The following is a 26,217-nucleotide window of genomic DNA, read 5'->3' as shown; positions in this document are numbered from 1 at the left end:
ATGTCGCAAGGAAGTGCCGCAAGCCTGGGGTTGCAGGACGCACCGCTGAGCAGCGCGTTCCGCCAGACCTGGCAGCAATGGCAGGTGGACTGGAGCCAGTTGCCCAAGGACAGCGAAGACGAAGCGGCGCTGGTCGACACTGTGGTCGAGTTGTCGACGCAGGCTTCGCAACGATTGTGGCGCACGGCGTATTCGCGGGTCGGCGATTCGGCCACCGAACAGGTCAAGGCGCTGGTTTACGCGTTTGTCGCACTGGTCGATGAAACGCTGCTGTTTACGCCCTGGCCCGGGCAGGCCGCGTGGCAGGACAAGCCGCTGGAGTCGCGGCTGTACGCCAGTCGGCAGGCCGGTGAGCAACTGCCGGCGGCGATTCAGACTCTGCTCGACGAACAGCAACCCATCAGCCGCGACCTGGCCAACGTCTATCTGCAATGCCTGATCCTTGGCTTCAACGGTCGCCTGCGCGGCGAACACAGCCAGGCGCAACTGGAGAAATGGCGCCTGGCGCTGTTCAACTTTGCCTGGCAGGACGATGCCAGTTACGCGGATGTCAGTCAGCGGCTGGCGCAGCCCTCACTGATCGCGCCGTTGCAACTGCCGGTGCGCAGCGCATTGCCGGACGGTTTTCGGCTGGCGCTGGGCATTGTCGCGATGGTGTTGCTGCTGACCGGCCTCGGGCAGTTTTTCTGGCGTGACATTCGGTTGGAGCTTGAGCCAGTGCTGCAAATCAGCGATCCGGCGATCACGTCGGAGCAAGACTCATGAGCGTCCTGACGATTGTCGCTTGGGTGGTCGCGCTGCTGTTGCTGCCGGTGATCATCGCCGTGGCCGTATGGTGGTTGCGTACCCAGAGCGGCGCGGCAATTCGCAGTTTTTATGCTGCGGTGCGCCACATGGAGCAAGAGCAGGGCAGTCACGATCGCTACCAGATGCCATGGCTGCTGTTGCTCGGTGATGAAGCCCAGGGCACGCAACTGGTCAGCGAGTGGCGTTTGCAGCCGACCGACAAACCGGCGTGGTTCGGTCGCTGGTGGTCCGATCCCGAAGGGGCGGTGCTGGTGGTGCCGCAGGCGTTGTTCCTGCCCGATGACGGCATGCACCTGCAGCGTGGCGGCTGGTGGCGTCTGCTCGGACTGATTTTGCGTCTGCGCAGCAAACGCCCGCTGGACGGAGTGGTCTGGACAGTGCCGGCCAGTCGCCTGGGGAGTCTGGAGCAGTCCACCCAGCTCGGTCTGGCGGCGCGCCGACGTTTCATTGATCTGCTGCAACGCTTCGGCTTGAGTGTGCCGGTGTACGTGATCATCACCGGTCTTGAGGAATTGCCCGGGTTTCAGGAACTGATCAGCGCGCTGCCCGACGAGGCGCGCGAGCGCACCCTGGGTTGGTCGACACCCTACGCCCGCGACGCGGTGTGGCAGGGACAGTGGAGCGATCAGGCGCTGGATCGCCTGCACCGCGCGGTGTCGGAAGCGGTGATCGAAATCGGCACCTTGTCCGGGCACTTGAGTGCTGATCTGTATGCCTTGCCGGAGCGTCTGGAGACATTGCGTCGCGGCTTGCAGAGCGTGCTCGAACCGGTGTTTCAGGGCAACGCCCAGGGTGAGGCACCGTGTTTTCGCGGCGTGTATCTGACTGCCAATCAGCCGTCGGACGATGCGCTGGACGGCTTTTCCGCTGACGACAGCAGCTTGCAGCGCAGTGCGTTCATGCGCCCGTTGTGGCGCGAACGACTGGTGGGTGAACGCGGCCTGGCCCAGGGCGTGCCACGTCTGCTGCGTTTGCGCCAGCGTTGGCAGCGGATCACCGCCGGCGTCGCGCTGGTGGTCGGGGTGGTGTGGGCGGTAGCGATGGTCTGGATCTGGCGCGACTCGGTGCGCGATGCTCACGAACTGGCGCGGCTGATGCAGGGCGCACAGAAGAGTTATGTCGCGGTCACCGACGAGGCGCACCGGATCGAGCCAACCCGGCGCAATGTGCAGAGCTTCTGGCGGGTGCTGGAGAAAGCCCCACACTGGCATTACGTGTCGCTGGTATTTCCGACCTCGTGGTTTTCTTCTTTCGATACCCGGATCGAACAGGAGCTGTTTCGCTCCACCCAGCGCCACATGCTGGTACCGCTGCACGATTTGCTGGTCGCGGAACTGGCGAAAATCAAGGCGATCCGCAGCACCGACCGGCGCAACAGCGTGGAAAGCGAAGACCCGGCGCAGTGGCAGAACTATCAGAAGGCGACGGACCTGGTGGATCGGGCATTGCGTCTGGAACAACAGAATCAGCTGTTCGGTGAAGTGCAGAACAACCAACGGGTGCCGCTGGATGATCTGGTGCAACTGAGCAACAGCGCGTTGTCACTGAACCTCAACGCCGCCACCTTGCCCCACGCCGCTTACTACAATCGGCTGCTGGCGGCGGGCGACAGCGGCGACTTGCAGGCGCTGGACCTGAGCGTGGAGCGGCCGCTGATCGTCAGCAACTTCACCGGGCTGATGGAGCGCTGGCTCGATCAGTATTTCCTCGCCGACAACTTCGTCAGCAAGGCCGGTTACCTCAAGCTGCATCTGGAGCAATTGGAGGCGGGCAGCGGCAACAGCCTGAGCGAGCTGGAGGATCTGCGTGCGCTGATCGACGATCTACAAGCGGCCATCGCTCTGACCAACTCGACGTGGAGTCGCGGCAAGGGCCAGGAACTGGTGCCGGGCTATCGCGATTTCCTCGACAAGGTGCGCAAGAGTTCATTGCTTGGGCCGGCTGTCGAGCAGCAACTGGACCAGCAGGCGGGCAAGCTGCAACAGAGCTTTCGCGATCAGTGGATCGCCCAGGTCGGTTCGCGCGGCAACCTGCTGGTACAGCAGGGCAGCGGGCAACTGGCGCTGCAGGAACAGGTGGTCAAGCTCAACAACGCGGTGCAGGCGCTGTTCAAGCGTGACTTCGTGTCGGTTGCCATGCGCGCCAGTCAGGACAACGTCAACCTGCAGGGCCAGACCGTCGACGGCGACGACCTCAATACCTCGCTCAGCTACTTCGCCAGCTACAAGAGTTATGTCGCCGAAGAGTTGCCGCGCATCCCGCCGGCGTATCGCGAAGCCTTGCTGCAAGCCGCCGAAAGCGCCGCCGCTCAGGCGATGTGGCTCAGCCTCAAGGATCACAACGACCAGACTCAGCCTTATGCCGTGTTCAATGTGAAGGCCGAACAGGCCATGGCCCTGCAGAAAGCCTTCGTCGAAGTGCACCGCAGCGATCTGGCGTCGCGTCTGCAAGGGGCGTTGAACCGGCGGGCACTGGCGCAGATCGTCAGCGGCCTGGAGGAAATCACCGCACAGCCGTTGTTCGGCGGCCGTACCGAAATCAGCCAGTGGGACGGCTCGAAAAACCTCGGTCTGCAACTGTACGGCGCCAGCGATGTGCAGGACCTGAAGCTGAGTCTCAAGCAGCAGTTCAACACCATGCTCGGCATTACCGAACGGCGTACCTCGGCGTTGCAGTGGCTGACGACTCAGCAGGGCAATCTGTCGGCGCTGGATTACGAGCGGGTGACCCAGTTCAGCGCACTCAACGACGAACTGCTCAAGTACAAGGACGCCAACCCGGCCAGTTCTCCTGCGCAGATCGAACAACTGGTCAGCCGCGACTTTGTCGAGATGGACACCGGCACCTGCGTGCAGACGTTGCAGACGGCCAACATCGCCGGCGGTCGCGGCACCCTGGCGATGCGCGCGGTGGAGTTGCAACAGAGCGCCATGCAGCGCTGCCAGTTCCTGCAACAACAGCAGGCTGCGGCGGCGTGGAACGAGCTGGCGACCTATTTCAATCAATACCTCGCCGATCGCTTTCCGTTTGCCAACGGTGTGCAGGCGCAAGATGCCGACCCGGCGCGGGTCCAGCACTTTCTGGAAATCATCGACAAGCGTCTGGCGGTGGCCCAGGCCGGACTGGTCCTGAGTCAGACCCCGGAGCGGCTGGCCGCCGAAGATTTTCTCAATCGCCTGAAGCAGGCCAGCGTATGGCTGACGCCGCTGTTCGTGCGCGACAAGAGTGGCATCCTCGGGGTTGAGCTCGACGTGCGCTGGCGCACCGACCGCGAAGAAGAGAAGGGTGCCGATCAGGTGATTGCCTGGGGCCTGCTGGCGGGAAATCAGCAGATCAGCTACCCCGGTGCCGAACAGCCGAACCTGCGCTGGATGGTCGGTCAGCCGATTCGCCTGACCTTGCGCTGGGCGCGTAACGGCAAGGAGCGCCCGGTTAACGATCCGTTGCAACCGAACCTGGTGGTGCGCGACATGGAGGCCGGTTGGGAGTACGGCGGGCCGTGGTCGTTGCTGCGCCTGATGCGCGCGCACTTTTCCGTGCAGCGTCAGCCGAACCTCGATTACACCGATTTTCCGCTGGCGTTGCGCCTGCCAGTGACGGCGGCGACCGACAGTGTCACCAGCGAATCTACCCGGATGTTCGTGCGCCTGTCGCTGATGAGTCAGGGCTCGAAACTGCCGCTGGCGATTCCGCCGCTGCCGACCCGCGCACCGCGTTCGCCCTATCAACTGAGTGGCGCCACCGCCGCTCTGGACGCCCGTAAAGAGGAGGGGTTGTGAGCCTGCCATCGACGACTTTGCCGGACCTGATCGATCAGTTGCTGGCGCCCATCAGCGCCGAGCAACCCTGCGGGGTGGATTTGCGCTACGAGCGCGAGTACGACCAGTTGCGTGACCTGCGCCGCGAGGACGACACCAGCCTGCCGACCGGGGTCTGGCAGTCGGCAGTCAAACGGGCGAACTGGCCGGACGTGGAAGCGCTCACCACGAGCCTGCTGCTGGAGCGCAGCAAAGACCTGATGCTCGCTGCGTGGCTGGGCGAGGCGTGGCTGCATCTGCAAGCGCTGGATGGTTTGCCCGGCAGTCTCGCGCTGATCGCCAGCCTCTGCGAACGCTACCCCGAGCAATTGCACCCGCAGGCCGAGGACGGCGACCAGTCGTGGCGGGTGATTCCGCTGGAATGGCTGGTGCGCCGCTACAGTGAAGTCCTGCTGACCCGGGTGCCGCTGTTCGGCCCGCACCACAGTGATTTCGAGTTCTACACCCTGGACGTCTGGCGCCGCTTGCAGGTGCAGCAGGTCAAGGCCAACGACAGCAAGAACGCCAAGACCTCGGCTGACACCGCGCGCAACGAACAAAAAAAACTCGGCGACCAGATCCGGGTCACGCCCATGGCGTTCTGGCTGCGCATGCAGGGCAATCTGCTGTTGAGCTTGCAGCATCTACAGCGATTGGACGCCTGGAGCGAAAGGTATCTGGGTGAGCAGGGGCCGGGGTTTCACCCGTTGCAGGAAACCATTCAAGCGTTGCTGACGCTGGTTCAGGAGTTCATTGCCATGCACCCACAACAGCCGGCACCGCCACCTGCGGTGGTTGAGGTCCCTGTCGCCGTGGCACAACCGGTTGAAGAGGCGCCTGCCGCGCAGGTGTTCCGCGAGCCGGCCAGTCGTGAAGAGGCGTACCGACAATTGCTGCTGATTGCCGAATACCTGGCCCGCACCGAGCCTCATAGCCCCGTACCGTATCTGATACGACGCGGGGTGGAGTGGGGCAACAAGCCGTTGAGTGAATTGCTCGGCGAGTTGATCTCGGCGGACGCCGAATCGCGTCGTTTGTGGACCTTGCTCGGGGTGCTTTAGTGCACCCGCTGATTACCCAGGCGCGGCGGTAGCGCAATCGGGGTCAGCACCGGTTCTCCGGAAAAGAACGCCACCAGGTTTTTCCCCACCAGTTCTACCGTGCCTTGGGTGGCTTCCGGTGACAGGCCGGCGACGTGCGGCGTTAGAATCACGTTGCTCAGGCTTTTCAGCGCATCCGGCACCTGCGGTTCGTGATCGAACACGTCCAGCGCGGCACCGGCAATCCGCCGTTGCTCCAGGGCGATGATCAAGTCGGCGGTGGCGATGACACTCGCTCGGGCGATATTGACGATGAAGCCCTTCGGGCCCAGTGCATCGAACACCGGACGGGTCACCAGATGCTGGGTGCCGATTCCGCCCGGCGTGGCAACGATCAGAAAATCCGAGGCCCGCGCCAGTTCGGTCGGCGTCGAGCAGAACGCGTACGGCACATCGCTGCGCACCTGCCGGTTGTGGTAACTGACCTGCATGTCGAAACCGAGGTGGGCGCGCCTGGCAATCGCCATGCCCACCGCGCCCAGCCCGAGAATCCCCAAGCGTTTGTTGGCCAGCGACGGACGCATGATTTTCGGCCATTCACCCCGGCGCACGGCGGCGTCGCAACGCGGAATGTCACGCACCAGCGCCAGCAGCATCGCCATGGCATGGTCGGCCACCGACGAGGCGTTGACTCCGGCGCCGTTGGTCACGGTGATCCCGCGATCGCTGGCGGCCTGCAGGTCAACATGCTCGTAACCGGCGCCGATCACGGTGATGATCTTCAGGATCGGCAGGGCGGCGATTTCATCGGCGGTCAGGCCCAGCGGACCTCGGGTCAGCACCGCGTCGATTCGCGAGCCATGGGTGGCGATGGCTTGCGCCCGTTCGGCAGGGGTTGGCGCGAGGATCAGATGAAAACCCTGATGCTCGAGAATCGGCAGATAGTCATTGATGGTTTCAACCAGTACCAGAACGGTGGCGGGCATTACGCGGCTCCTGTGATCGTCGGCGGGGTTGCTTCGCGAAAGTTGTTGCAGAGTGCTGATTGCGGAGCGGCTTGGCAATCGTTGTCATTCGCGCGGTGCTGATTTGATTCTGGACGGCTTCGCTCAAGAAGCAAGGGCGCCGGCACACCGGCCATCCAGTGTGCCGACCTGATCATGGGGCTGCCTGGGCTCTGGTTTGCTCGGCCAGGGCAATCGGTTTGAAATCATAGGTCGGATAGAACTCGGTCCGGTAACTGCCCCACGCGGTATTTTCCAGGGCAAGGTTGACTTCCGCCAGACGCGAAGCCGGAAACCGCACGGTGACCACCTGGCCGATGCCCATCATGATTTTCCAGCTCACCACTTCAACGCCGGCCGGCGGAAAGGTTTTATAGAAACCTTGCCGGGTGAGCTGGGCTTTGATTTCACTCAAGGGGCGCGACTGGTCGTGTTTCAGGAATACGGTGAGCATCATCGCGTTGTCCGGAGTGGCGACGGCATTTTTTGCCAGTGGAGTAGTGGCTTGCGCATTGGCAGCCGTGTAGTGGAGTGAAGAGATCAACAGTGACGAAACCAGAAATGTTTTAAGTGTTTTTTGCATGGTGAACTTCCTTTTTTATTGTATGAAGGCTGATGTCGTTTCTACTGTTCCGGTGTAAGGCGCGTGAACGACGTAGATGCGTACAAGCGGGTTGCTTTCCACCATTTCGCGTGGCACTTCCCGGGAGTAAGTGAACTCATTTTTATTCAGTGCTTCCAAACGTCGGTCAATCGTTTTGGTGGTGCCGATATCCGGGACAAGAACATGTTCGTTGTGATCGCCGGTGACAAAGAAATAACCACCGCCGCCATTGTTGTATTTTGAATTTCCAGTGTCGGTGTAAAAGAACTCATAACGATTGCGTTCGGGATCCCAGGTCGATATGCCAACGACGCCGGGATAATTGTCTTTTACGTCGGTTTCGGCAGCGCCTTCGATATAGACCCGGGTGGTCAGCCATCGAGGTGAGGAGGCTAGTTCGCGAACGTCGATACTCGCCGGGGCCTGCTGGGCCACGCTGGCGAAAGGAAACAGCAATCCTGCAAGCAACAGGCAGGTCAGAGCACTTTTTTGCATACGGTATCCTCTTTATGAAAGTTTTCAGTTTATGGACTGATCAAGTGTTCTAACGTCCAGCCGTGAAAAATATAGGCCCGACTGGCAGCGGTTTACAATGGCAAGGTAGTTGCTTGTAACATAATGGTTGTATTTGGATCTTGGTAATGTTTTGTTGCTGTTTTTTGAGTTGTTTTAAGTTGTAGGATTAATCTGAGGTGTCGGGCTTGTTTGGGTGTTAAAGCGTTGTTTTTTTGCGCGATGAGTCGGCTGTTGCTGTTGATAAACATCATTGGTAACAGTAAGGGCTTAAACAGGCTTGTAGGAAAACAAATGCAGTTGCAGATTGCGCATTGACGCCGCCGCACTTTGGTGCGGCGGCTCAGATTCGATTCAGAAAGTCACGTCGGCACTGTTGATCAGCCGCACGAACGCGCCACCGAGGGTGGCGTTGTGGTGCTCGATGATGGCTTGGGCAGGCAGCGCCGGGGTGTCCATGCAGGTGTGCGCGTCGGTCACCAGCAGCGCCTTGAAGCCCAGATCGGCAGCGGCGCGGCAGGTGGCATCGATGCAGAACTGAGTCTTCATGCCGACGAGGTACAGGTCGTCGATCTGTGCAGCATTGAGCTGCGGCGCCAGATCCGTGCCGTGGAAAGCGTTGGGCCGGGATTTATCAAACAGGTGGTCGGCGTCAGCCTTGAGTTCGAGTTCCGGCAGCAATTGCCAGAAGGCGCTGCCAGCAGCAATCGGCGAGCCCGCCGGGCCGGTGTGGCGTACGGCATAGATCGGCACGTGTTGCTGGCGTGCCTGGTGGATCAGGTGCTGGATGTTGGCGAGCACACGTTCGCCGTCGTGGGGTTTTTCCGGACCATGGAACAGACCGACCTGCATATCGATGATCAACAGTGCTGCGGACATGGTGTTTCTCCTTGAGGGCTGCAAGTGCCGCACGGACGGGAGAAACAACAAGGCCCCGTCCATTGCTGGCGGGGCCTTGGGTTCACTGCGCTGGATTCACCTCAGGCAGCCACACCACGACCCGCCAGTGGCGGTCGTGGTGGTACGGGTGTGGTGCAGCGGGCGAATGTTCATGCGCCGATCATGCTGGCGGCGACGAAGGGCTGTCAACTGGCGTATTGAGCGATGCCGTTGCCGAACGACCAATTCTCCTTTTTGACTTCCACCAGATTGATGAACACGTCTTCCAGGCGAATGCCCAGTTGTGTGTTCAGGCTTTGCGCAATGGTCTGGTACAGGGCCTTTTTCTGCTCCAGCGTCCGGCCTTCGTTGAGGGTGATCTGGATGATCACCAACTGATCGCTGCGCTGGATGCCCAGGTACTGCGGGTCGAAGATGAAATGCTCGGCATCATGTTCGTTGAGAATCTGGAAGTTGTCGTGTTCCGGCACGTTAATGGTGTGACGCATGGCGGCGTAGATCTGCTCGCCAATGCGTTTGGCGAACGTGGGATCGGCGTGTTTTTTGATTTCGACGCGGACGAGGGGCATGGGCAGAGACTCCTTGGGGCAGGGGACTCATTCACGCTAGATGATCTGGGCGAAATTGAAAGTATCGGGTGGGTGAACCGATGCATTCGCGAGCAGGCTCGCTCCCACCTTTGGAAGGTGATCACCTGTGGGTATGAGCCAGCTTGCGAAAGCGTCGGAGGCTACCTACGAAACTTGCGGATTCTGCCTACGAAGTTGGCGGATGCATCTGCTATCGGAACGGCGATGAACACGAAATCATGTGGGCACAGAGCAGCCCGGGCAGTCACTGCCAACAGCCAAGGAAGGCGAATGCTTCAAAACAATCGAGAACATCTGGAACTCGAACGGCTACTGAGCGAAACACGCAAGCTTGCGGCTGAACGGAAAAAGCTCATGGCAGAAGAAAAAAAGCTGAGGTGGGAGACGTATTTTTATCCACTCGCGGTAGTCACTGGGGTGTTAACCGCGACAGCGGCAGTAGTAGGCCTTTCACTTAAGTTTTGAGTGTTCGCGTTTCTCACTATTCAGAGCCATGTCCCCAATAAGGAAATCACTATGAACACATTTGACCGTCAGGCCATGATTGAGCGAGCGGATCGAGAGTACGATGAATGCGTTGAAAAAATGCGCATCAAACACAAAGGCGAAATGGTTCCAATCTTGGGACTGTTAGGTTTCGGCCTTTTTTGCATGTCACTCGGATTCCTCCTGGCCCGATCGATCTGACCAAGTCTTCCCGATCGCACATTGCACTGAAGCTTGCCAGAAAGCGACATGGCGCATACCTGTTGCCGACAACCATTTTCCCGAAAGCGACAACCCGCTGATCTGCTCCGTACAACCATTCCTCAGCTAAGTCTTTGCTTCTGCTCATTTATCGCGGAGAATCGCGCCCCTGTTTCGGCCGGAGCATGTCTGTCGGTTTTTTCCGACGCGTCCTGACCGAGTGGCAAGTGACCGGAATGCGGAGATCCGACCGGATGAATGATCAGGCCAATAGCGTCGACGAACGCTATGTAGCGGCAGCACCAGCTGAACTGTCGAGCTGGAATCGCCATGACACCACGTGGATGTTGGGACTGTTCGGGACGGCCATTGGCGCCGGTACCCTGTTTTTGCCGATCAACGCGGGTCTGGGGGGCTTCTGGCCGCTGGTGATCCTCGCGCTGCTGGCCTTCCCGATGACATTCTTCGCTCACCGCGGTTTGACCCGCTTCGTGCTTTCCGGTCGCGAAGGCGCCGACATCACCGAGGTGGTCGAGCAGCATTTCGGCATCAAGGCCGGTGCACTGATTACTCTGCTGTACTTCTTCGCCATCTTCCCGATCCTGCTGATCTACAGCGTCGGCCTGACCAACACGGTCGCCAGTTTCCTCGAGCACCAACTGCACATCACGCCGCCACCGCGCGCGCTGCTGTCGTTCGTGCTGATCCTCGGCCTGCTGGCGGTGGTGCGTTGTGGCGAACAGGCGATCGTCAAGGCGATGAGCCTGATGGTGTATCCGTTCATCGTCGCGCTACTGTTCCTGGCGGTGTACCTGATTCCGCACTGGAACGGCGGCATCCTGACTACTGCTTCGCAAGTACCGGCGCCGTCGGCGCTGTTGCACACAATGTGGCTGGCGATTCCGGTGATGGTGTTCTCGTTCAACCACTCGCCGATCATCTCGGCGTTCGCGGTGGATCAGAAGCGTCGCTACGGTGCTAACGCAGAACAACGCAGTTCGCAGATCCTCTGCCGCGCCCACCTGTTGATGGTGGTGATGGTGCTGTTCTTCGTCTTCAGCTGCGTGCTGACCCTGTCGCCGGAACAACTGGCCGAAGCCAAGGCGCAGAACCTGTCGATCCTGTCGTACCTGGCCAACCACTTCAGCAACCCGGCCATCGCGTTTGCGGCGCCGTTGATTGCATTCGTGGCGATCTCCAAGTCGTTCCTCGGCCACTATATCGGGGCCAGCGAAGGCCTCAAGGGCCTGATCGTCAAGACCGGCAAGCGTCCGGGCGCCAAGGCGCTGGACCGTATCGTGGCGGCGTTCATGCTGGTCGTGTGCTGGATCGTTGCGACCCTGAACCCGAGCATTCTCGGGATGATCGAGGCCGTCGGTGGTCCAGTGATCGCTGCGATCCTGTTCCTGATGCCGATGTACGCGATTCGTAAAGTGCCAGCGATGGCGCGCTATCGCGGTCAGGCCTCGAACGTGTTTGTCACCGCAGTAGGTCTGGTGGCTATTTCGGCGGTGATTTATTCGCTGACGGCGTAAGCCAAAGCGTTAGAGACTCAGCTACAGTGGCCGCTGTGCGTGATGCGCACAGCGGCTTTTTTTCGTCTGGAGACAGTGGATTGTCGAGCGCGCCCCAACCTGTAGAACCACCCAATCGCTGGCAGGACATCCTCGCCGGCCTGTCGATTGCCGGTCTGCTGTTGCCCGAAGCGGTCGCGTATTCGACCATCGCCGCGCTGGCGCCCCAGGCCGGGGTGATTGCCCTGTTTGCCGGGTTGCTCTGCTACGGGCTATTTGGCACCAGCCGCTTTGCCATTGTTTCCGCCACGTCTTCATCGGCGGCGGTGCTGGCGGCGGCCACCGCGACCATGGCCAATGGCGACCCGCAGTTGCGCGCGACGCTGGCGGTCGGGCTGGTGCTGGTCACTGGCGGCCTGTTCCTGCTGGCGGGTATCTTTCGTTTCGGCAGCGTCACCTCGTTTATCGCCAAACCGGTGTTGCGCGGATTCGCCTTCGGCCTGGCGCTGACCATCATTCTCAAGCAGGTCGCCAGTGTGGTCGGCGTGCACCTGACTGATGCCAATCTGGTGCGTTTCGCCCCGCAACTGCTTGAACAATTGCCGCAATGGAACTGGCCGGCCGCCGCTGTGGCAGCCGTTGCGTTGGTACTGTTGGGGTTGTTTGCCCGCTTTCCACGGGTGCCCGGTGGTTTGCTGGTGGTGGTAATCGGCATCGTTGCCGGGCAATGGCTGAATCTGCCGGCACATGGTGTGCCGCTGATCGGCTTGATCGACCTGAGCCTGGAGGTGCCGAACCTGCCGGTGCTGCCGTTCGCCGATTGGCTACGGCTGGGCGAAGTAGGGTTTGCGCTGGTGATGATTCTGTATGCCGAGTCATACGGCTCGATCAGTTCGTTCGCGCTCAAGCACGGTGATCGTGTGACCTCCAACCGTGACCTGCTGGCGTTGGGTGCATCGAACCTGTTGTCCGGGCTGTTTCATGGCATGCCGGCGGGGGCAGGGTATTCGGCGACGTCGGCGAACGAGGCGGCCGGGGCAACTTCACGCTGGGCCGGGGGCGTGGCGGCGCTGGTGGTGCTGGTGATCGTGTTGACTGTATTGCCGTGGATTGCCCTGACACCGGAACCGATTCTGGCCGCCATCGTCATGCATGCGCTGGGCCGTGGCTTGAGTCTGCAACCGCTGGGGCGTTACTTCGTCTGGCGGCGGGACCGGGTGCTGGTGTTGTGCGCGGTGGGAGCGGTGCTGGTGCTGGGGATTCTCGACGGGTTGCTGGTGTCGGTGGCCATCAGCGTGTTGCTGATGCTAAAGCAGATGTCGGCGGCGGATATTCAGGTACTCGGGCGGATCGACGGCGGGCATGACTTTGTCGATCTGCAGCGGCATCCGACGGCTGTCTCTGAGCCGGGGGTGTTGATTGTGCGGCCCAGTGAAGCGTTGTTCTTTGCCAATGTGGAGCGGATTCTCGGCGCGGCATTGCGTCTGATTCGGCATTCGGACGCGCCGGTGCACACGGTGATCCTCAGTCTTGAAGAAACCCCGGATCTGGATGGCACCAGTATCGAGGCGATGCAGGAGTTTTTTCTGCGGGTGCATCAGGAAGGCAAGCGGCTGATTCTGGCGCGGCTCAAGCATGAAGCGCTGGCGGTGTTGGAGGCGTTGCCGGAGGTGACGGCCAACGGGGTGATCCTCAGTGGGTTGAGCGTGGATGGCGCGGTGCAGCAGGCCCGCAAGCTCAACCCATAATCCCCTGTAGGAGTGAGCCTGCTCGCGATAGCGTTGTGTCAGTCGATAAAAATGTAGCTGACACACCGCTATCGCGAGCAGGCTCACTCCTACAAGGGATCGGTATTCAAGGCATAAAAAAACGCCGCTCATCTCACGATGGGCGGCATTTTTCATTGCGTTGCAACGTTAGGCTTGAACGACCGGGATCTTGGCGTTCGCAGCAGCTTCACGGAACTCGGCGATCTGGTCGAAGGACAGGTAGCGGTAGACATCGGCCGCCATGCTGTCGATCTTGCCAGCGTATTCCATGTACTCCTCGACGGTCGGCAGGCGACCCAGGATCGAAGCAACGGACGCCAGCTCAGCCGAAGCCAGGTAGACGTTCGCGCCGTCGCCCAGACGGTTCGGGAAGTTACGGGTGGAAGTCGAGACCACAGTGCTGTTCGGCTCAACGCGTGCCTGGTTACCCATGCACAGCGAGCAGCCTGGCATTTCCATGCGCGCGCCAGCCTTGCCGTAGATGCCGTAGTAGCCTTCTTCGGTCAGTTGGTGAGCGTCCATCTTGGTCGGTGGCGACAGCCACAGACGGGTTGGCAACTGACCCTTGACCTGATCCAGCAGTTTACCGGCAGCGCGGAAGTGACCGATGTTGGTCATGCACGAACCGATGAACACTTCGTCGATCTTCTCGCCAGCAACGCTGGACAGCAGACGGGCGTCGTCCGGGTCGTTCGGCGCGCACAGTACAGGCTCGCTGATGTCGGCCAGATCGATTTCGATGACTTCGGCGTATTCGGCGTCGGCATCGGCTTCCATCAGTTCCGGGTTGGCAACCCAGGCTTCCATCGCTTGAGCACGACGTTCCAGGGTACGTGCATCGCCGTAGCCTTCGCCGATCATCCAGCGCAGCAGGGTGATGTTGGAGTTCAGGTACTCGGTGATCGACTCTTTCGACAGCTTGATGGTGCAACCGGCAGCCGAACGTTCTGCGGAGGCGTCGGACAGTTCGAACGCCTGTTCCAGGGTCAGACCTTCCAGGCCTTCGATTTCCAGGATGCGGCCGGAGAAGGCGTTTTTCTTGCCTTTCTTCTCCACGGTCAGCAGACCGTTCTGGATGGCGAAGTAAGGAATGGCATGAACCAGGTCACGCAGGGTGATGCCAGGTTTCATCTTGCCTTTGAAGCGCACCAGGATCGATTCCGGCATGTCCAGCGGCATGACGCCGGTGGCAGCGGCGAACGCGACCAGACCGGAACCGGCCGGGAACGAGATGCCCATCGGGAAACGGGTGTGCGAGTCACCACCGGTACCGACGGTGTCTGGCAGCAGCATGCGGTTCAGCCACGAGTGGATGATGCCGTCGCCCGGACGCAGGGAAACGCCGCCGCGGGTCATGATGAAGTCAGGCAGGGTGTGGTGGGTGGTTACGTCGATCGGCTTCGGATACGCCGCGGTGTGGCAGAAGGACTGCATCACCAGGTCAGCCGAGAAGCCCAGGCACGCCAGGTCTTTCAGTTCGTCACGGGTCATTGGACCGGTGGTGTCCTGAGAACCTACGGTGGTCATCTTCGGTTCGCAATAGGTGCCAGGACGAATGCCTTTGCCTTCTGCCAGACCACAAGCCTTGCCGACCATTTTCTGCGCCAGGGTGTAACCCTTGGTGCTTTCGATCGGTGCATCAGGCTTCTTGAACAGGTCGAACGCAGGCAGACCCAGTTCGGCGCGAGCCTTCTCGGTCAGGCCACGGCCGATGATCAGCGGGATACGACCGCCAGCACGAACTTCGTCCAGCAGCACCGGGGTCTTCATTTCGAAGGTGGTCAGGACTTCGTCAGTGCCGTGTTTGCAGACTTTGCCAGCATGTGGGTACAGGTCGATCACGTCGCCCATGTTCATGTTGGTAACGTCGAACTCGATTGGCAGTGCGCCGGCATCTTCCATGGTGTTGTAGAAGATCGGAGCGATTTTGCTGCCGAAGCAGAAACCGCCAGCGCGCTTGTTCGGCACGTAAGGGATGTCGTCGCCGAAGAACCACAGTACCGAGTTGGTAGCGGATTTACGCGAGGAGCCGGTACCGACCACGTCACCGACGTAGGCGATCGGGAAGCCTTGACCGCGCATTTCTTCGATCTGCTTCATCGGGCCGGTCTTGCCTTGCTCGTCCGGAACGATGCCGTCGCGGGCCATTTTCAGCATGGCCAGGGCGTGCAGCGGGATGTCAGGACGCGACCAGGCGTCTGGCGCCGGGGACAGGTCGTCGGTGTTGGTTTCGCCGGTGACCTTGAACACGCGCAGGCTGATCTTGTCGGCCAGCACCGGGCGCTTCTTGAACCACTCGCCGTCAGCCCAGGATTGCAGCACGGCCTTGGCGTGAGCGTTGCCGTTCTTGGCTTTTTCAGCCACGTCGTGGAAGGCATCGAACATCAGCAGGGTGTGCTTGAGTTCTTCGGCAGCCACTGGCGCCAGCTCGGCGTTGTCCAGCAGTTCAACCAGGGTCACGATGTTGTAGCCGCCCTGCATGGTGCCGAGCAGTTCTACAGCGCGCTTCTTGTCCAGCAGAGGGGAGGAGACTTCGCCTTTGGCCAGAGCCGACAGGAAACCGGCTTTGACGTAAGCGGCTTCGTCCACTCCAGGTGGTACGCGATTGGTGATCAGGTCAACGAGGAAAGCTTCTTCGCCAGCCGGAGGATTCTTCAGCAGCTCGACCAGGCCTGCAGTTTGTTCGGCGTTAAGCGGCTGGGGAACGATACCCAGGGCTGCACGCTCTTCGATATGTTTGCGGTAGGCTTCAAGCACAGTTATTACCCTCATCAGTGGTCCCAAATGGGTGTCCGGGACGCTCATCCCGAAATTGCCGTACTCATGCACCTCACGACGTTGTGGGTCGTCTGGCCAGAATTACCGGCAATTCCTTACAGAAGCTGCTTTCAAAGTTTTACGCCTGCAGAACGGGGAGCTGATGAGGGTTGGCGTTGGGCTTTTCCCCGCTGGAAAAACCCTTCGCCAACACCGCTCTGAAGGAACGACTGTGCTCGTGACGCTTTGAAAACAGCTTCTAACGGACATTGGCGCCTTAAAAGGCTGGCTGATTCTACGGCAAAAAAAATTTAAAGGTAAGTCGGACTCTATTGGACTTTGGTGGCGTTGTGCGCGGGCGGGTCAAACCGCGATCCAGCGCTTGTCCCTGACGTTTGAGGGGTGATCAATGCCCGACAAAGGGCTAACATGCCGGCCTGTTCCGCGTTTCAGTGTTTTGCCAATTTATGCCCAATCAGACCATCAAGACCCCCTGCGTCGGCCTCTGCTCCACTGTTTACGGAGATCTGGTGTGCCGCGGCTGCAAGCGTTTCCACCATGAAGTGATCAACTGGAATGGTTACGGCGAGGAAGAGAAACGCGCGGTGTGGTTGCGGCTGGAACAATTGCTGTCACAAGTGATGGCGGGCAAGGTCGAGATCTTCGATTCGGCGCGTCTGCGCCAGCAACTGGAACAGCGCAAGATCCGCTTCGTACCGCATCAGTCGGAATATTGCTGGGCCTATCAGCTGATTGCGCGCGGGGCGCGGGTGATCATTAATCTGGAAGCCTACGGGATGGTGTTGCTGCCGGAGTTCCGCGACTGGAACCTGCCGGAGTTACGCGATGCCATTGATCGGGAATTCTTCCTGCTGTCGGAAGCGCATTACCAGCGCTACATCGCCCCGGGCTTCCTGAAAGACGCCTTCGGCGCCTGAAGATCAAAAGCTTCGCGAGCAAGCCCGCTCCCACAGGGGAATGCACTCCTGCAGGCGAATGCGTTCCTGCAGGAGAATGCATTCCAAATGTGGGAGCGGGCTTGCTCGCGAAGACAGACTTTCAAACGCCGCAGTTCTTAATGCTTCACCGCCAGCTCCACCAGATGATCCTCAACCTCCTGCGGCTTGAGCACCAGTACGTCGCTTTCCAGCGCATCCAGCACCACTTCGGCGGTATTGCCGATCAGCGCCCCTGACAACCCGGTCCGCGCCACGGTGCCGATCACGGTCACCGCCGCCTGCAGCTTGTGCGCCATGAACGGAATCAGCACATCCGCCGGGCCTTCCTCGATGTGCAGATGGGCTTCATCGACATCGAATTCCGTCTGAAACGCCTTGCACTGCTCGCGATAACGCGCCTCGATGGTTTCGCTGAGCTGTAAGGTCGGGTCGGCTGCCGAGAGCATCGGCGACGGATGCGCACTGATCACATGCAGATGCCCCTTGGCCAGACTGGCGATGTCATAGCCATGATCAATGATGGTGGTGTGCAAATGCCGGTGTTCGCCATCGGCGTTGCCCACGTCAACCGCCGCCAGAATCACCCGGTCCTTCCACGGCGTGCCGGTTTTCACCAGCAGCACCGGGGTCGGGCAGTGGCGCAGCAGTTTCCAGTCAGCCGGGGTCAGCAAGGCTTTTTTCAGCGCGCTGTCAGGAAAGTGCTGTTTGATCACCAGCCCGCAGCCTTCGGCCTGCTGCACATCGATGATGGTTTCGTGCAGGCTCTCGTTCCACGCCTGTTCGGTGGTCACGCTGTAGCCGTCGGCGATCAGCGCGGCTTTGAGCACGCCGAGCATGCCAGCGTGGTCGTGCTTGCGGTCACACACCAGCAGGTGCAGATGAGCCTGGGTCACGCCGGCGATCAACTTGGCGCGCTTGAGCGCCAGGCTTTCCGAATGTTCGGGTTCGATGACCACCAGAATGCTGCGAATGGCTTGCATGAGCGGAGTCTCCAGCAAAGAAAAGGCACGGCGTTGCACAACTATAGTTGCTGCTCATCGGCCTGCGACTTGATGCATATCAACGCCTGCGACTGGTGGTCTGCGGGCAGGCCGGTATAATCGGCGCCCTTCGCGCCAATACCTTTACCGTGAGCCCCATGATCCTGCCCGAAATCCACGAATTCCTTGGCTGCCGCACGCCCGACGCCTGGGTCCAGGCTGCACTGGCCGATCAGGAAACCCTGCTGATCGATCACAAGAACTGCGAGTTCAAGGCTGCCAGCACCGCGCTGAGCCTGATTGCCAAGTACCATTCCCACGTCGACCTGATCAACATGATGTCGCGTCTGGCCCGGGAAGAGCTGGTGCACCACGAGCAAGTCATGCGCATCATGAAGCGCCGCAAGATCGAGTTGCGCCAACTGCATGCCGGCCGCTATGCCTCGGGCCTGCGCAAAGTGGTGCGCAGTCACGAACCGGTAAAACTGGTCGATACCCTGGTGGTCGGCGCGTTCATCGAAGCACGCAGTTGCGAGCGATTCGAGGCGCTGGTGCCGCATCTGGACGAAGAACTCGGCAAGTTCTATTTCGGCCTGCTGAAAAGCGAAGCGCGGCATTTCCAGGGTTACCTGAAGCTGGCTTACCAGTACGGCGACGCGAAGGACATCGCCCAGGTGATCGAAAAGGTCCGCGCTGCCGAGCAGGAACTGATCGAATCGCCGGATGAAGAGTTTCGCTTCCACAGCGGTGTGCCGGTCGCGGCCTGACACACAAACTGTTAAAAACTCTTAAGAGTATGAAATATCACCGAAAACCGGCCCCAGTGGCCGGTTTTTGCTGCCTGCAACAACGCCACACCGGCGATTGCCGCCATAATGTCGACCACTTCACACATGGGTTGGCAGACGGTCGTTATGGATAACCTGGGTTTTGGCAAGGTCCTGGTGGTCGAGGACGATGAGCGTCTGGCCACGCTGATTGCGCACTTTCTCGAACAGCATGGCTACGAGGTGCGCGCGGTGCATCGCGGTGATCTGGCGATAGCCGCGTTTCTCGAGTTCCAGCCCAAAGTGGTGGTGCTCGACCTGATGCTGCCAGGGCAGAGCGGGCTGCACGTGTGCCGGGAAATCCGCAGCGTGTCGGACACGCCGATTGTCATCCTCACCGCCAAGGAAGACGACCTCGACCACATTCTCGGCCTGGAATCCGGCGCCGATGACTACGTGATCAAACCGATCAAACCGCCGGTGCTGCTGGCGCGGCTGCGCGCGTTGCAGCGGCGCCAGGTACCGGAAAGCGGGGTGGTCAGCTCGCTGGAGTTCGGCCGGTTGAGCATCGATCGCAGCTGTCGCGAAGTACGCCTGGCCGGCGAAATCATCGAAATGACCACCATGGAATTCGAACTGCTGTGGCTGCTGGCCAGCGCCGCCGGCAAGACCCTGTCGCGCGATGACATCCTCAACCGCATGCGCGGCATCGCCTTCGACGGGCTCAATCGCAGCGTCGACGTGTATATCAGCAAGTTGCGCAACAAACTCAAGGACAACCCCCGTGAGCCAGTCTGCATCAAGACCGTGTGGGGCAAGGGCTATCTGTTCAATCCGTTCGCGTGGGAGCTGTAGATGCTGCGGTTATTCCTCGGGCTGTTTCTGGTGATGACGGTGGGGCTGGTATTGGCCCTGCAAACCGTCGAGCACACCTTCAACGCGTTGCTCGACAATCAGATGCAGGCCTACAACCGTGAAGCGGTGCGCGGGCAGGCGTGGTCGCTGGTCGAGCACATGCGCGATCAACAAGGTGCGGCGCGCGAGCAACAACTGGAGGCGTTGCGCCCGCACTACGGCTTGTCGCTGAAGCTGGTGGAAGCCGATCAACTGGCCCTCAGCCCTGAGGAAAAGTCCGAACTGGCGCAGAATCTGCTGGTGATTCGCGACAACTACACCGAGTTCATCAGCAACATCGACGGTGGTTCGCAGTTGCTCAGCATCAAGCTGCCGCCGGAACCGAGCCTGATGCCGTTCTACATCGCGGTGGCTTACGCGATGCTCGCGGTGCTGATCGGCATCGTGCTGTTTTTCTGGGTGCGCCCACACTGGCGCGATCTGGAGAAACTGCGCCTGGCCGCCGAGCGTTTTGGCGATAACGACCTGTCGGTGCGCATTCAACTGTCCAAGCGCTCGAACATCCGCGACCTGGCCGAGCACTTCAATCTGATGGCGGCGCGCATCGAGAGCCTGATCGCCAATCAGCGTGAGCTGACCAACGCGGTGTCCCATGAACTGCGTACGCCGATTGCGCGGCTGTCGTTCGAGCTCGATCAGCTCAAGCAGCAACCGGACGCCAGCCAGAACCGCGAACTGATCGCCGACATGTACGCCGACCTTGGCGAGCTGGAGGAAATGGTCTCCGAACTGCTGACCTACGCCAGCCTCGAACGCGGCGCGACGGTGATCAAGCGCGAAAACATCCAGGCTGCCAACTGGCTCGACAGCGTGGTCGGCAGCGTCGCGCTGGAGGCGGAAGCGGCGGGGGTGCAGTTGCTGATCGGTGATTGTCGGATCGACACCGTGCGCATCGAACCGCGTTTCATGGCACGAGCGGTGATCAATCTGCTGCGCAATGCCATTCGTTATGCCGAACAGCGCGTTGAAGTGACGCTGGTGCGCAGCGGCGATTATTACGAGGTGCGGGTCAACGACGACGGCCCGGGTGTGCCGGTGGACGGTCGGGAGAAGATCTTCGAGCCGTTCTCGCGGCTGGATGCCAGCCGTGATCGGCGCACGGGCGGTTTTGGCTTGGGGCTGGCGCTGGTGCGGCGAGTGTCGCAATCCCATGGCGGGCAGGTTGAGGTCGGGGAATCGGTTTGGGGTGGGGCGTCGTTTCGGATGACTTGGGCGCATCTGGATTGATTTGCGTTGCCAGTCCCGGCTTCTTCGCGAGCAGGCTCGTTCCCACAGGTTGAATGCATTCCAGATGTGGGAGCGAGCCTGCTCGCGAAGAGGCCATCAATCACACCACAAACCCCTGCTCATTTAACCAACCCCAACCGCTCATGCCACTGCGCAATTGACTCTTGGGGATAAACCTCAAACTGCTTGTCTCCGGGCTTTGCGTTCACCTCAACCCACGGCGCCTTCGAACCGAGCATCAAGTGCGTGTGCTCCGGCGGCACCGGCAACGGCGTGTCGATGGCCGAGGCGAAGGGGTGGATCAGCTCCGGCCATTGCGGGCTGAACAGCCATAAACCGCTGCCGCACAGTGAGCAGAAATGCCGTTCGGCGGTGCTGCGGTGTGCACGTTTGTCGCCTTCGTCCTTCATCTTCGCGTGGTAGATCGAGATGTGTTTGCGCCCCTGAACCTTGAGGCTGGCCGAGTCGCCGCCGAGGTTGATCGCATAGCCACCACCGCCCTGGGTCTTGCGGCAGATCGAGCAGTAGCAGCGTTGATAAGGGTAGGGGTGGGCGCTGGTCAGGCTGAAGGTGACGGCGCCGCAGTGGCAGGAGCCTTCGAGGTGCATGAGGGGCCTCCGGTGGGCTGAAGTGGTGCGGTTCAGCCTAGAAGGTTTGTGGCGATCATGCTGACGCCTTCGCGAGCAGGCTCGCTCCTACAAGGGAACGCATGCCCCTGTAGGAGTGAGCCTGCTCGCGATGAACGATAACGCGGTCGCACTGGACGCCTTCGCGAACTGGCTCGCTCCCACAGGGGGAACGTATTTCAAAATGTGGGAGCGGGCTTGCTCGCGAAGAACGATAACGCGGTGCCACGGGACGCCTTCGCGAGCTGGCTCGCTCCCACGGGAGAGCGTATTTCAAAATGTGGGAGCGGGCTTGCTCGCGAAGAACGATAACGCGGTGCCACTGGACGCCTTCGCGAACTGGCTCGCTCCCACGGGGGAGCGTATTTCAAAATGTGGGAGCGGGCTTGCTCGCGAAGAACGATAACGCGGTGCCACTGGACGCCTTCGCGAACTGGCTCGCTCCCACGGGAGAGCGTATTTCAAAATGTGGGAGCGGGCTTGCTCGCGAAGAACGATAACGCGCAGCCACTGGACGCCCACCGCCAGCCCGGTCAGCATGTCCCACAAAAAAGGCACCCACCCCATGCGAAAACTCCCCTCACTGGCCGCCCTGCGAACTTTCGAATGCGCCGCCCGCCACGCGCATTTCGGCCGGGCCGCCGCCGAGCTGTGCGTCACCGACAGCGCGGTCAGCCACCAGATCCGTCAGCTCGAAGAACAACTGGGTGTCTCGCTGTTCATCCGCGAAGGCCGGCAGATCCGTCCGACCATCGCCGCCGGACGGCTGATGCAGAGCCTGCAGCAGGCCTTCGAACTGATCGGCGAGGCCTGCGATGAACTGCGCGATCCATCCTCGCTGGCGCTGTTGCGCCTCGCGGTCACCGCAGAGCTGGCGCAAAAGTGGCTGATGAACCGCCTCACCGATTTCTATGCGCGTTATCCGCACATCACCCTGCATCTCTACGAACAGCCGATCGACGCCAGCGCGCCCGGTGAAGACATCGACCTGGCGATCACCTACGGCACCGGCCCGGTGGACAGCAGCGCCTACTTCGTGCGGCCGTTGCCGGCGCTGCAGTTCTTCCCGGTGTGCAGCCCCGGGCTGTTCAACCAGGGCAACCTGAAAGCCCCCAAGGACCTCGCGCGCCACTGCCTGCTGCACGATGACCAGGACGGCAAGACCTGGACCGCATGGCTCACCAGCCACGCCGGCGATCTGCGCCCGCAGCGCCAGTTGTATTTCGCCCACGCCGGGCTGGCGCTGGAGGCGGCGGCGCAAGGGCAGGGTGTGGCGATGGGCGACAACCTGACCGCGCAGGAGGACTTGCAGAGCGGGCGACTGGTGCGACCGTTCACCTCCAGCATGACCGCGCTCGGCCAGTACGCGCTGGTTTGCGAACGGCTGCGCCTGGAGCGTCCGGCGGTGGCGCAGATGCTCGAATGGTTCAACGATCAGCTGACCGATTGATGAATTGAATTCAACGGTTCCGCAATAATCATCGTTGGCGGGCTAGCCGTCCGCGACCGTAGCCTGTGGTCATTCCCAACCCCAAGACGAGGTTTGACCATGGCACGTTTGCTCGACTCCACCCCCAAACACGACGGTTTCCGTCTGCCCGGCGAATTCGAACGCAAGTCCGGCTGCTGGCTCGGCTGGCCGGAGCGCACCGACGTGTGGCGCAACGGCGCGAAACCGGCACAGAAAGTCTGGGTGCAGATCGTCACCGCCATTTCCCACAGCGAACCGGTCACCGTCTGCGCCTCCGCCGCGCAATTCGCCACCGCCCGCCGCCAGTTGCCGCCGCAAGTGCGCGTGGTCGAGATGACCTGCAACGACACCTGGTTCCGCGACAGCGGCCCGTGCTTCGTGGTCAACGATGAACGCGGCGAAGTGCGCGGCGTCGATTTCGAGTTCAACGCTTACGGTGGTCTCGACGGTGGCTTGTATTACCCGTGGGACAAGGACGATCAGATCGCCAGCAAGATCCTCGAAATCGAACGTTTCGACCGTTACCGCGCACCGCTGATTGCCGAACTGGGCGGCATCCAGAGCGACGGCCAGGGCAGCATTCTCACCACCGAACAATGCCTGCTCAACCGCAATCGCAATCAGCATCTGGGCAAGGACGAAGTCACCCGACGCCTGACCGATTACCTCGGCGCCGAGCAGGTGATCTGGCTGCCACGGGGCTGCAAGTTCGATGAAACCGACGGCCACGTCGATGACCTCGCGTGCTTCGTGCGCCCCGGCGAAGTGGTGCTGCAATGGACCGACAACCGCGACGACCCGCAGTGGGAAATCTATCAGGAGGCCTACGACATTCTGCGCAGCACCCGTGACAGTCGCGGCCGCGAGTTGATCGTGCACAAGCTGCCGCAACCGGACGTGCTGGAGTGGACCGCCGAAGAAGCCGAAGGCCTCGATCAGCAGGACAGCACCCACACCCGTCAGGCCGGCACCAAAATCTGCGCGTCGTACATCAACTACTACGCCGGCAACAGCTCGATCGTGGTGCCGCTGTTCGGTGATCGCAACGATCAGGTGGCACTGGCGACCCTCGCCGAGCTGTTCCCGCAGCACAAGATCGTCGGCATTGATAACTCCCGGGAAATCCTCCTTGGTGGCGGCAACGTCGCGTGTATCACCATGCCGCAGTACGCCGGCACGCCATACAAGAAGGGGGTGTGATGATGGGCCTGCACAAACTGACTCAAGCGTTATTGCTGGTGCTTGCACCCCTGTGTGTGCAGGCCGCCGACACTGCCAAACCGGTGGTCAACCTGTACATCTGGGGCGAGTACCTGGCCCCGGATACGCTGAAGAATTTCGAAGCGAAAACCGGCATTCACGTGGTTTCCGATCACTTCGATTCGCTGGAAACCGTGGAGACCAAACTGCTCACCGGGCGCAGTGGTTATGACCTGGTGCTGACCGCCGGCCAGCATCTGTCGCGGGCCATTGAAAGCGGTGCGATCCAGCCACTGGACAAGGCACGGGTGCCGCACTTTGCCGGGGTTGGCGAGGAGTTTCGTCAGCACATGGCGGTGTTCGATCCGGGCAACCGTTACGCCGGGATCTATGCCTGGGGCACCACCGGTGTCGGCTATCAGGAGGAGGCGATCAAGCAGCGTCTGCCGAATGCGCCGACCGACAGCTGGGCGATGCTGTTCGATCCGGCGGTGGTGTCGAAATTCGCTGATTGCGGGGTGAGTCTGCTCAACGATCCGAACGAAGTATTCGCGGCGGTCATGAAATACATGGGCCTGGACATCAACCGGCAGAACCTCGACGACCTGAAACTCGCCGAGCAGCAACTGGCGAAGATCCGCCCGTACATTCGCTACTTCGACAATGACCTGAACATCAGCGACCTGGCCAATGGCAACACCTGTGTGGCGATGTCGTGGAACGGCAACGTGGCGATTGCGGCAGGGCAGGCGCAGGCGGCGAACAAGCCGTTCAAGCTCAGTTATCGCATCCCGAAAGAGGGCACGCTGATCTGGTTTGATGCCATGGTCATTCCCAAGGATGCACCGCATCCGCAGGCCGGGCTGGCGTTGATGGATTACCTGATGACCCCGGAGGTGATCGCGCCGATCACCGACACCATCCACTACGCCAACGCGATCACGGCGGCTGACGGCTTGGTGGATGCGTCGATCCGCAATGATCCGGGGACGTACCCGTCAGAGGCGGTGCGGGCTTCGCTGTACAGCAAGAATGACAATGGCAAGGCGTTCAATCGGGCTTTGATTCGGGCGTTCAGCAAGTTGAAGTCAGGTCTGTGAAAAGCCAACCCTCACCCCAGCCCTCTCCCGGAGGGAGAGGGGGCCGACCGAGTTGTCTTGGGTTATGCGTCGACCTGCAAAACCGGGTCGGCCATGGATTGACCAAAGTCTTGGCGACTATGGATTCACCGGCGCTATTTCAAGTCGGCGGCAATCTCCAATCTTCCCCAATCAGTTCCCTCTCCCTCCGGAGGGAGAGGGGGCCGACCGAGTTGTCTTGGGTTATGCGTCGACCTGCAAAACCGGGTCGGCCATGGATTGACCAAAGTCTTGGCGACTATGGATTCACTGGCGCTATTTCAAGTCGGCGGCAATCTCCAATCTTCCCCAATCAGTTCCCTCTCCCTCCGGGAGAGGGCTAGGGTGAGGGCAACGGTTTTGCCACACGCCACAAATACCACGCCGCCACCGTCCGATAAGGACTCCACGCCAAGCCGATGTCGATCATCTGCTTGCGCGTTGGCTGCACGTCCAGCTCCTTCAATCGCCGATAACCCTCGCGCACGCCGAAGTCGTCCGCCGGCAGGATATCCATGCGCTCCAGGCTGTAAATCAGCAGCATTTCCACAGTCCAGCGGCCAACTCCGCGCAGGCTGACCAGACGTTCGATCAACGCCTCGTCGTCCATCGCCAGCGCCGTGGGGTAATCCGGCACCACGCCGTCCAGGGTCGCCTGGGCGATGCCCTGAATCGTCGCAATCTTGCCCGCAGAAAACCCGCAGCCGCGCAATTGTTCGAAGCTCGTCGCGAGAATCTGTTCAGGCCGGGGAAAGGTCTGCCCCGGAAACAACGCGATCAGGCGCCCGACAATCGCGTCCCCGGCCTTGGCGTGCAATTGCTGATAGGCAATCGCCCGCACCAGTGATTCGTAAGGATCACGCGCCGGGTGCGGTTGATGCAGGCAGGGGCCGATGGCGCTGATGTGTCGCTGCCAGTCTTCGTCGAGTGCGGCCAGATGTTCGCTGGCCGCTTGATAAGACTCGGCCATGC

23 protein-coding genes are annotated in these 26,217 nt (G+C 60.8%); 14 read left to right on the top strand and 9 right to left on the bottom strand.

Translation table 11 applies throughout. The features are described from left to right. From QMK55_RS01570 to tssA, 3 genes are read left to right on the top strand one after another with little or no spacing between them, the layout of a single operon-like run. Entirely contained in the window at window positions 1-765 is a 765-nt protein-coding gene (locus tag QMK55_RS01570) for a DotU/TssL family secretion system protein (protein ID WP_102357183.1), read from the top strand. After that, on the top strand, window positions 762-4,586 hold the full coding sequence (locus QMK55_RS01565) for a type VI secretion system protein (RefSeq protein WP_320328512.1): 3,825 nt from the start codon (window positions 762-764) through the stop codon (window positions 4,584-4,586). The genes QMK55_RS01570 and QMK55_RS01565 overlap by 4 nt, the downstream gene beginning before the upstream one ends. After that, complete coding sequence (tssA, locus tag QMK55_RS01560; RefSeq protein ID WP_102357180.1) at window positions 4,583-5,665, top strand: type VI secretion system protein TssA; 1,083 nt, start codon at window positions 4,583-4,585, stop codon at window positions 5,663-5,665. The genes QMK55_RS01565 and tssA overlap by 4 nt, the downstream gene beginning before the upstream one ends. Here tssA and QMK55_RS01555 read toward each other — a convergent pair. The 5 genes from QMK55_RS01555 to QMK55_RS01535 all read right to left on the bottom strand — a co-directional run bounded on the left by QMK55_RS01555 (window position 5,662) and on the right by QMK55_RS01535 (window position 9,234). Beyond that, window positions 5,662-6,630: a 2-hydroxyacid dehydrogenase gene (locus QMK55_RS01555; RefSeq protein ID WP_320328511.1), complete on the bottom strand. Its 969-nt coding sequence runs from the start codon at window positions 6,628-6,630 to the stop codon at window positions 5,662-5,664. The two genes, tssA and QMK55_RS01555, sit on opposite strands and share 4 nt — an antisense overlap. Before the next feature lie 172 nt (window positions 6,631-6,802). Continuing rightward, entirely contained in the window at window positions 6,803-7,231 is a 429-nt protein-coding gene (locus QMK55_RS01550) for a hypothetical protein (protein WP_102357178.1), read from the bottom strand. 15 nt (window positions 7,232-7,246) lie between these two features. Further along, on the bottom strand, window positions 7,247-7,747 hold the full coding sequence (locus tag QMK55_RS01545) for a DUF4822 domain-containing protein (RefSeq protein WP_320328510.1): 501 nt from the start codon (window positions 7,745-7,747) through the stop codon (window positions 7,247-7,249). A 372-nt stretch (window positions 7,748-8,119) separates the two neighbouring features. Beyond that, a complete protein-coding gene (locus QMK55_RS01540) occupies window positions 8,120-8,644 on the bottom strand; it encodes a cysteine hydrolase family protein (protein ID WP_320328509.1) in 525 nt (174 codons plus the stop codon). A gap of 206 nt (window positions 8,645-8,850) precedes the next feature. Continuing rightward, window positions 8,851-9,234 (bottom strand): tautomerase family protein, encoded by a 384-nt coding sequence (locus tag QMK55_RS01535; protein WP_102357173.1) that lies wholly within the window; start codon window positions 9,232-9,234, stop codon window positions 8,851-8,853. A gap of 291 nt (window positions 9,235-9,525) precedes the next feature. Here QMK55_RS01535 and QMK55_RS01530 point away from each other — a divergent pair, with 291 nt between their 5' ends. The 4 genes from QMK55_RS01530 (at window position 9,526) to QMK55_RS01515 (ending at window position 13,204) form a co-directional block, all read left to right on the top strand. Further along, window positions 9,526-9,720 (top strand): hypothetical protein, encoded by a 195-nt coding sequence (locus QMK55_RS01530; protein WP_102357172.1) that lies wholly within the window; start codon window positions 9,526-9,528, stop codon window positions 9,718-9,720. 51 nt (window positions 9,721-9,771) lie between these two features. Beyond that, a complete protein-coding gene (locus QMK55_RS01525; RefSeq protein WP_178082144.1) occupies window positions 9,772-9,942 on the top strand; it encodes a hypothetical protein in 171 nt (56 codons plus the stop codon). A gap of 254 nt (window positions 9,943-10,196) precedes the next feature. Then, on the top strand, window positions 10,197-11,477 hold the full coding sequence (locus QMK55_RS01520) for an HAAAP family serine/threonine permease (RefSeq protein WP_102357170.1): 1,281 nt from the start codon (window positions 10,197-10,199) through the stop codon (window positions 11,475-11,477). A gap of 80 nt (window positions 11,478-11,557) precedes the next feature. Continuing rightward, the gene (locus QMK55_RS01515; protein WP_102357168.1) at window positions 11,558-13,204 is read left to right on the top strand and encodes a SulP family inorganic anion transporter; all 1,647 of its coding nucleotides are present in this window, start codon (window positions 11,558-11,560) and stop codon (window positions 13,202-13,204) included. A 168-nt stretch (window positions 13,205-13,372) separates the two neighbouring features. Here the strand turns inward: QMK55_RS01515 and acnB are convergent, their stop codons facing one another. Continuing rightward, window positions 13,373-15,982 carry a bifunctional aconitate hydratase 2/2-methylisocitrate dehydratase gene (gene acnB, locus QMK55_RS01510; RefSeq protein ID WP_102357167.1) on the bottom strand — a complete coding sequence of 870 codons (2,610 nt, stop codon included), beginning with the start codon at window positions 15,980-15,982 and terminating at the stop codon, window positions 13,373-13,375. A gap of 467 nt (window positions 15,983-16,449) precedes the next feature. Between acnB and QMK55_RS01505 the strand changes: the two genes are divergently transcribed. Beyond that, window positions 16,450-16,920 (top strand): DUF1289 domain-containing protein, encoded by a 471-nt coding sequence (locus QMK55_RS01505; protein WP_100848178.1) that lies wholly within the window; start codon window positions 16,450-16,452, stop codon window positions 16,918-16,920. A gap of 137 nt (window positions 16,921-17,057) precedes the next feature. On the opposite strand, the gene QMK55_RS01500 is transcribed toward QMK55_RS01505, so the two are convergent. Next, the gene (locus QMK55_RS01500; RefSeq protein WP_102357163.1) at window positions 17,058-17,921 is read right to left on the bottom strand and encodes a universal stress protein; all 864 of its coding nucleotides are present in this window, start codon (window positions 17,919-17,921) and stop codon (window positions 17,058-17,060) included. 158 nt (window positions 17,922-18,079) lie between these two features. Between QMK55_RS01500 and QMK55_RS01495 the strand changes: the two genes are divergently transcribed. The 3 genes from QMK55_RS01495 (at window position 18,080) to QMK55_RS01485 (ending at window position 20,830) form a co-directional block, all read left to right on the top strand. Next, window positions 18,080-18,688: a tRNA-(ms[2]io[6]A)-hydroxylase gene (locus QMK55_RS01495; RefSeq protein WP_095047457.1), complete on the top strand. Its 609-nt coding sequence runs from the start codon at window positions 18,080-18,082 to the stop codon at window positions 18,686-18,688. Between the two features lie 147 nt (window positions 18,689-18,835). Next, window positions 18,836-19,543: a response regulator gene (locus QMK55_RS01490; RefSeq protein ID WP_102357160.1), complete on the top strand. Its 708-nt coding sequence runs from the start codon at window positions 18,836-18,838 to the stop codon at window positions 19,541-19,543. Then, complete coding sequence (locus tag QMK55_RS01485) at window positions 19,544-20,830, top strand: ATP-binding protein (protein WP_320328508.1); 1,287 nt, start codon at window positions 19,544-19,546, stop codon at window positions 20,828-20,830. It begins immediately after the preceding gene. Between the two features lie 119 nt (window positions 20,831-20,949). Here the strand turns inward: QMK55_RS01485 and QMK55_RS01480 are convergent, their stop codons facing one another. Then, window positions 20,950-21,438 carry a GFA family protein gene (locus QMK55_RS01480; protein ID WP_320328507.1) on the bottom strand — a complete coding sequence of 163 codons (489 nt, stop codon included), beginning with the start codon at window positions 21,436-21,438 and terminating at the stop codon, window positions 20,950-20,952. Window positions 21,439-22,021: 583 nt separating this feature from the next. Between QMK55_RS01480 and QMK55_RS01475 the strand changes: the two genes are divergently transcribed. From QMK55_RS01475 to QMK55_RS01465, 3 genes are all read left to right on the top strand, one after another. Continuing rightward, window positions 22,022-22,906 carry a LysR substrate-binding domain-containing protein gene (locus QMK55_RS01475; RefSeq protein WP_320328506.1) on the top strand — a complete coding sequence of 295 codons (885 nt, stop codon included), beginning with the start codon at window positions 22,022-22,024 and terminating at the stop codon, window positions 22,904-22,906. Window positions 22,907-23,005: 99 nt separating this feature from the next. Further along, the gene (aguA, locus tag QMK55_RS01470) at window positions 23,006-24,127 is read left to right on the top strand and encodes an agmatine deiminase (protein WP_320328505.1); all 1,122 of its coding nucleotides are present in this window, start codon (window positions 23,006-23,008) and stop codon (window positions 24,125-24,127) included. A 2-nt stretch (window positions 24,128-24,129) separates the two neighbouring features. Beyond that, window positions 24,130-25,227: an extracellular solute-binding protein gene (locus tag QMK55_RS01465; RefSeq protein WP_320328504.1), complete on the top strand. Its 1,098-nt coding sequence runs from the start codon at window positions 24,130-24,132 to the stop codon at window positions 25,225-25,227. A gap of 358 nt (window positions 25,228-25,585) precedes the next feature. Here the strand turns inward: QMK55_RS01465 and QMK55_RS01460 are convergent, their stop codons facing one another. Beyond that, window positions 25,586-26,215: a DNA-3-methyladenine glycosylase gene (locus tag QMK55_RS01460; protein ID WP_320328503.1), complete on the bottom strand. Its 630-nt coding sequence runs from the start codon at window positions 26,213-26,215 to the stop codon at window positions 25,586-25,588. Between the last annotated feature and the right edge of the window lie 2 nt (window positions 26,216-26,217).

This window comes from Pseudomonas sp. P8_229 (assembly GCF_034008635.1).
Taxonomy (GTDB): domain Bacteria; phylum Pseudomonadota; class Gammaproteobacteria; order Pseudomonadales; family Pseudomonadaceae; genus Aquipseudomonas.
The sequence above is the reverse complement of the archived record's forward strand: the minus strand, read 5'-3'. Positions and strand labels throughout refer to the sequence as shown.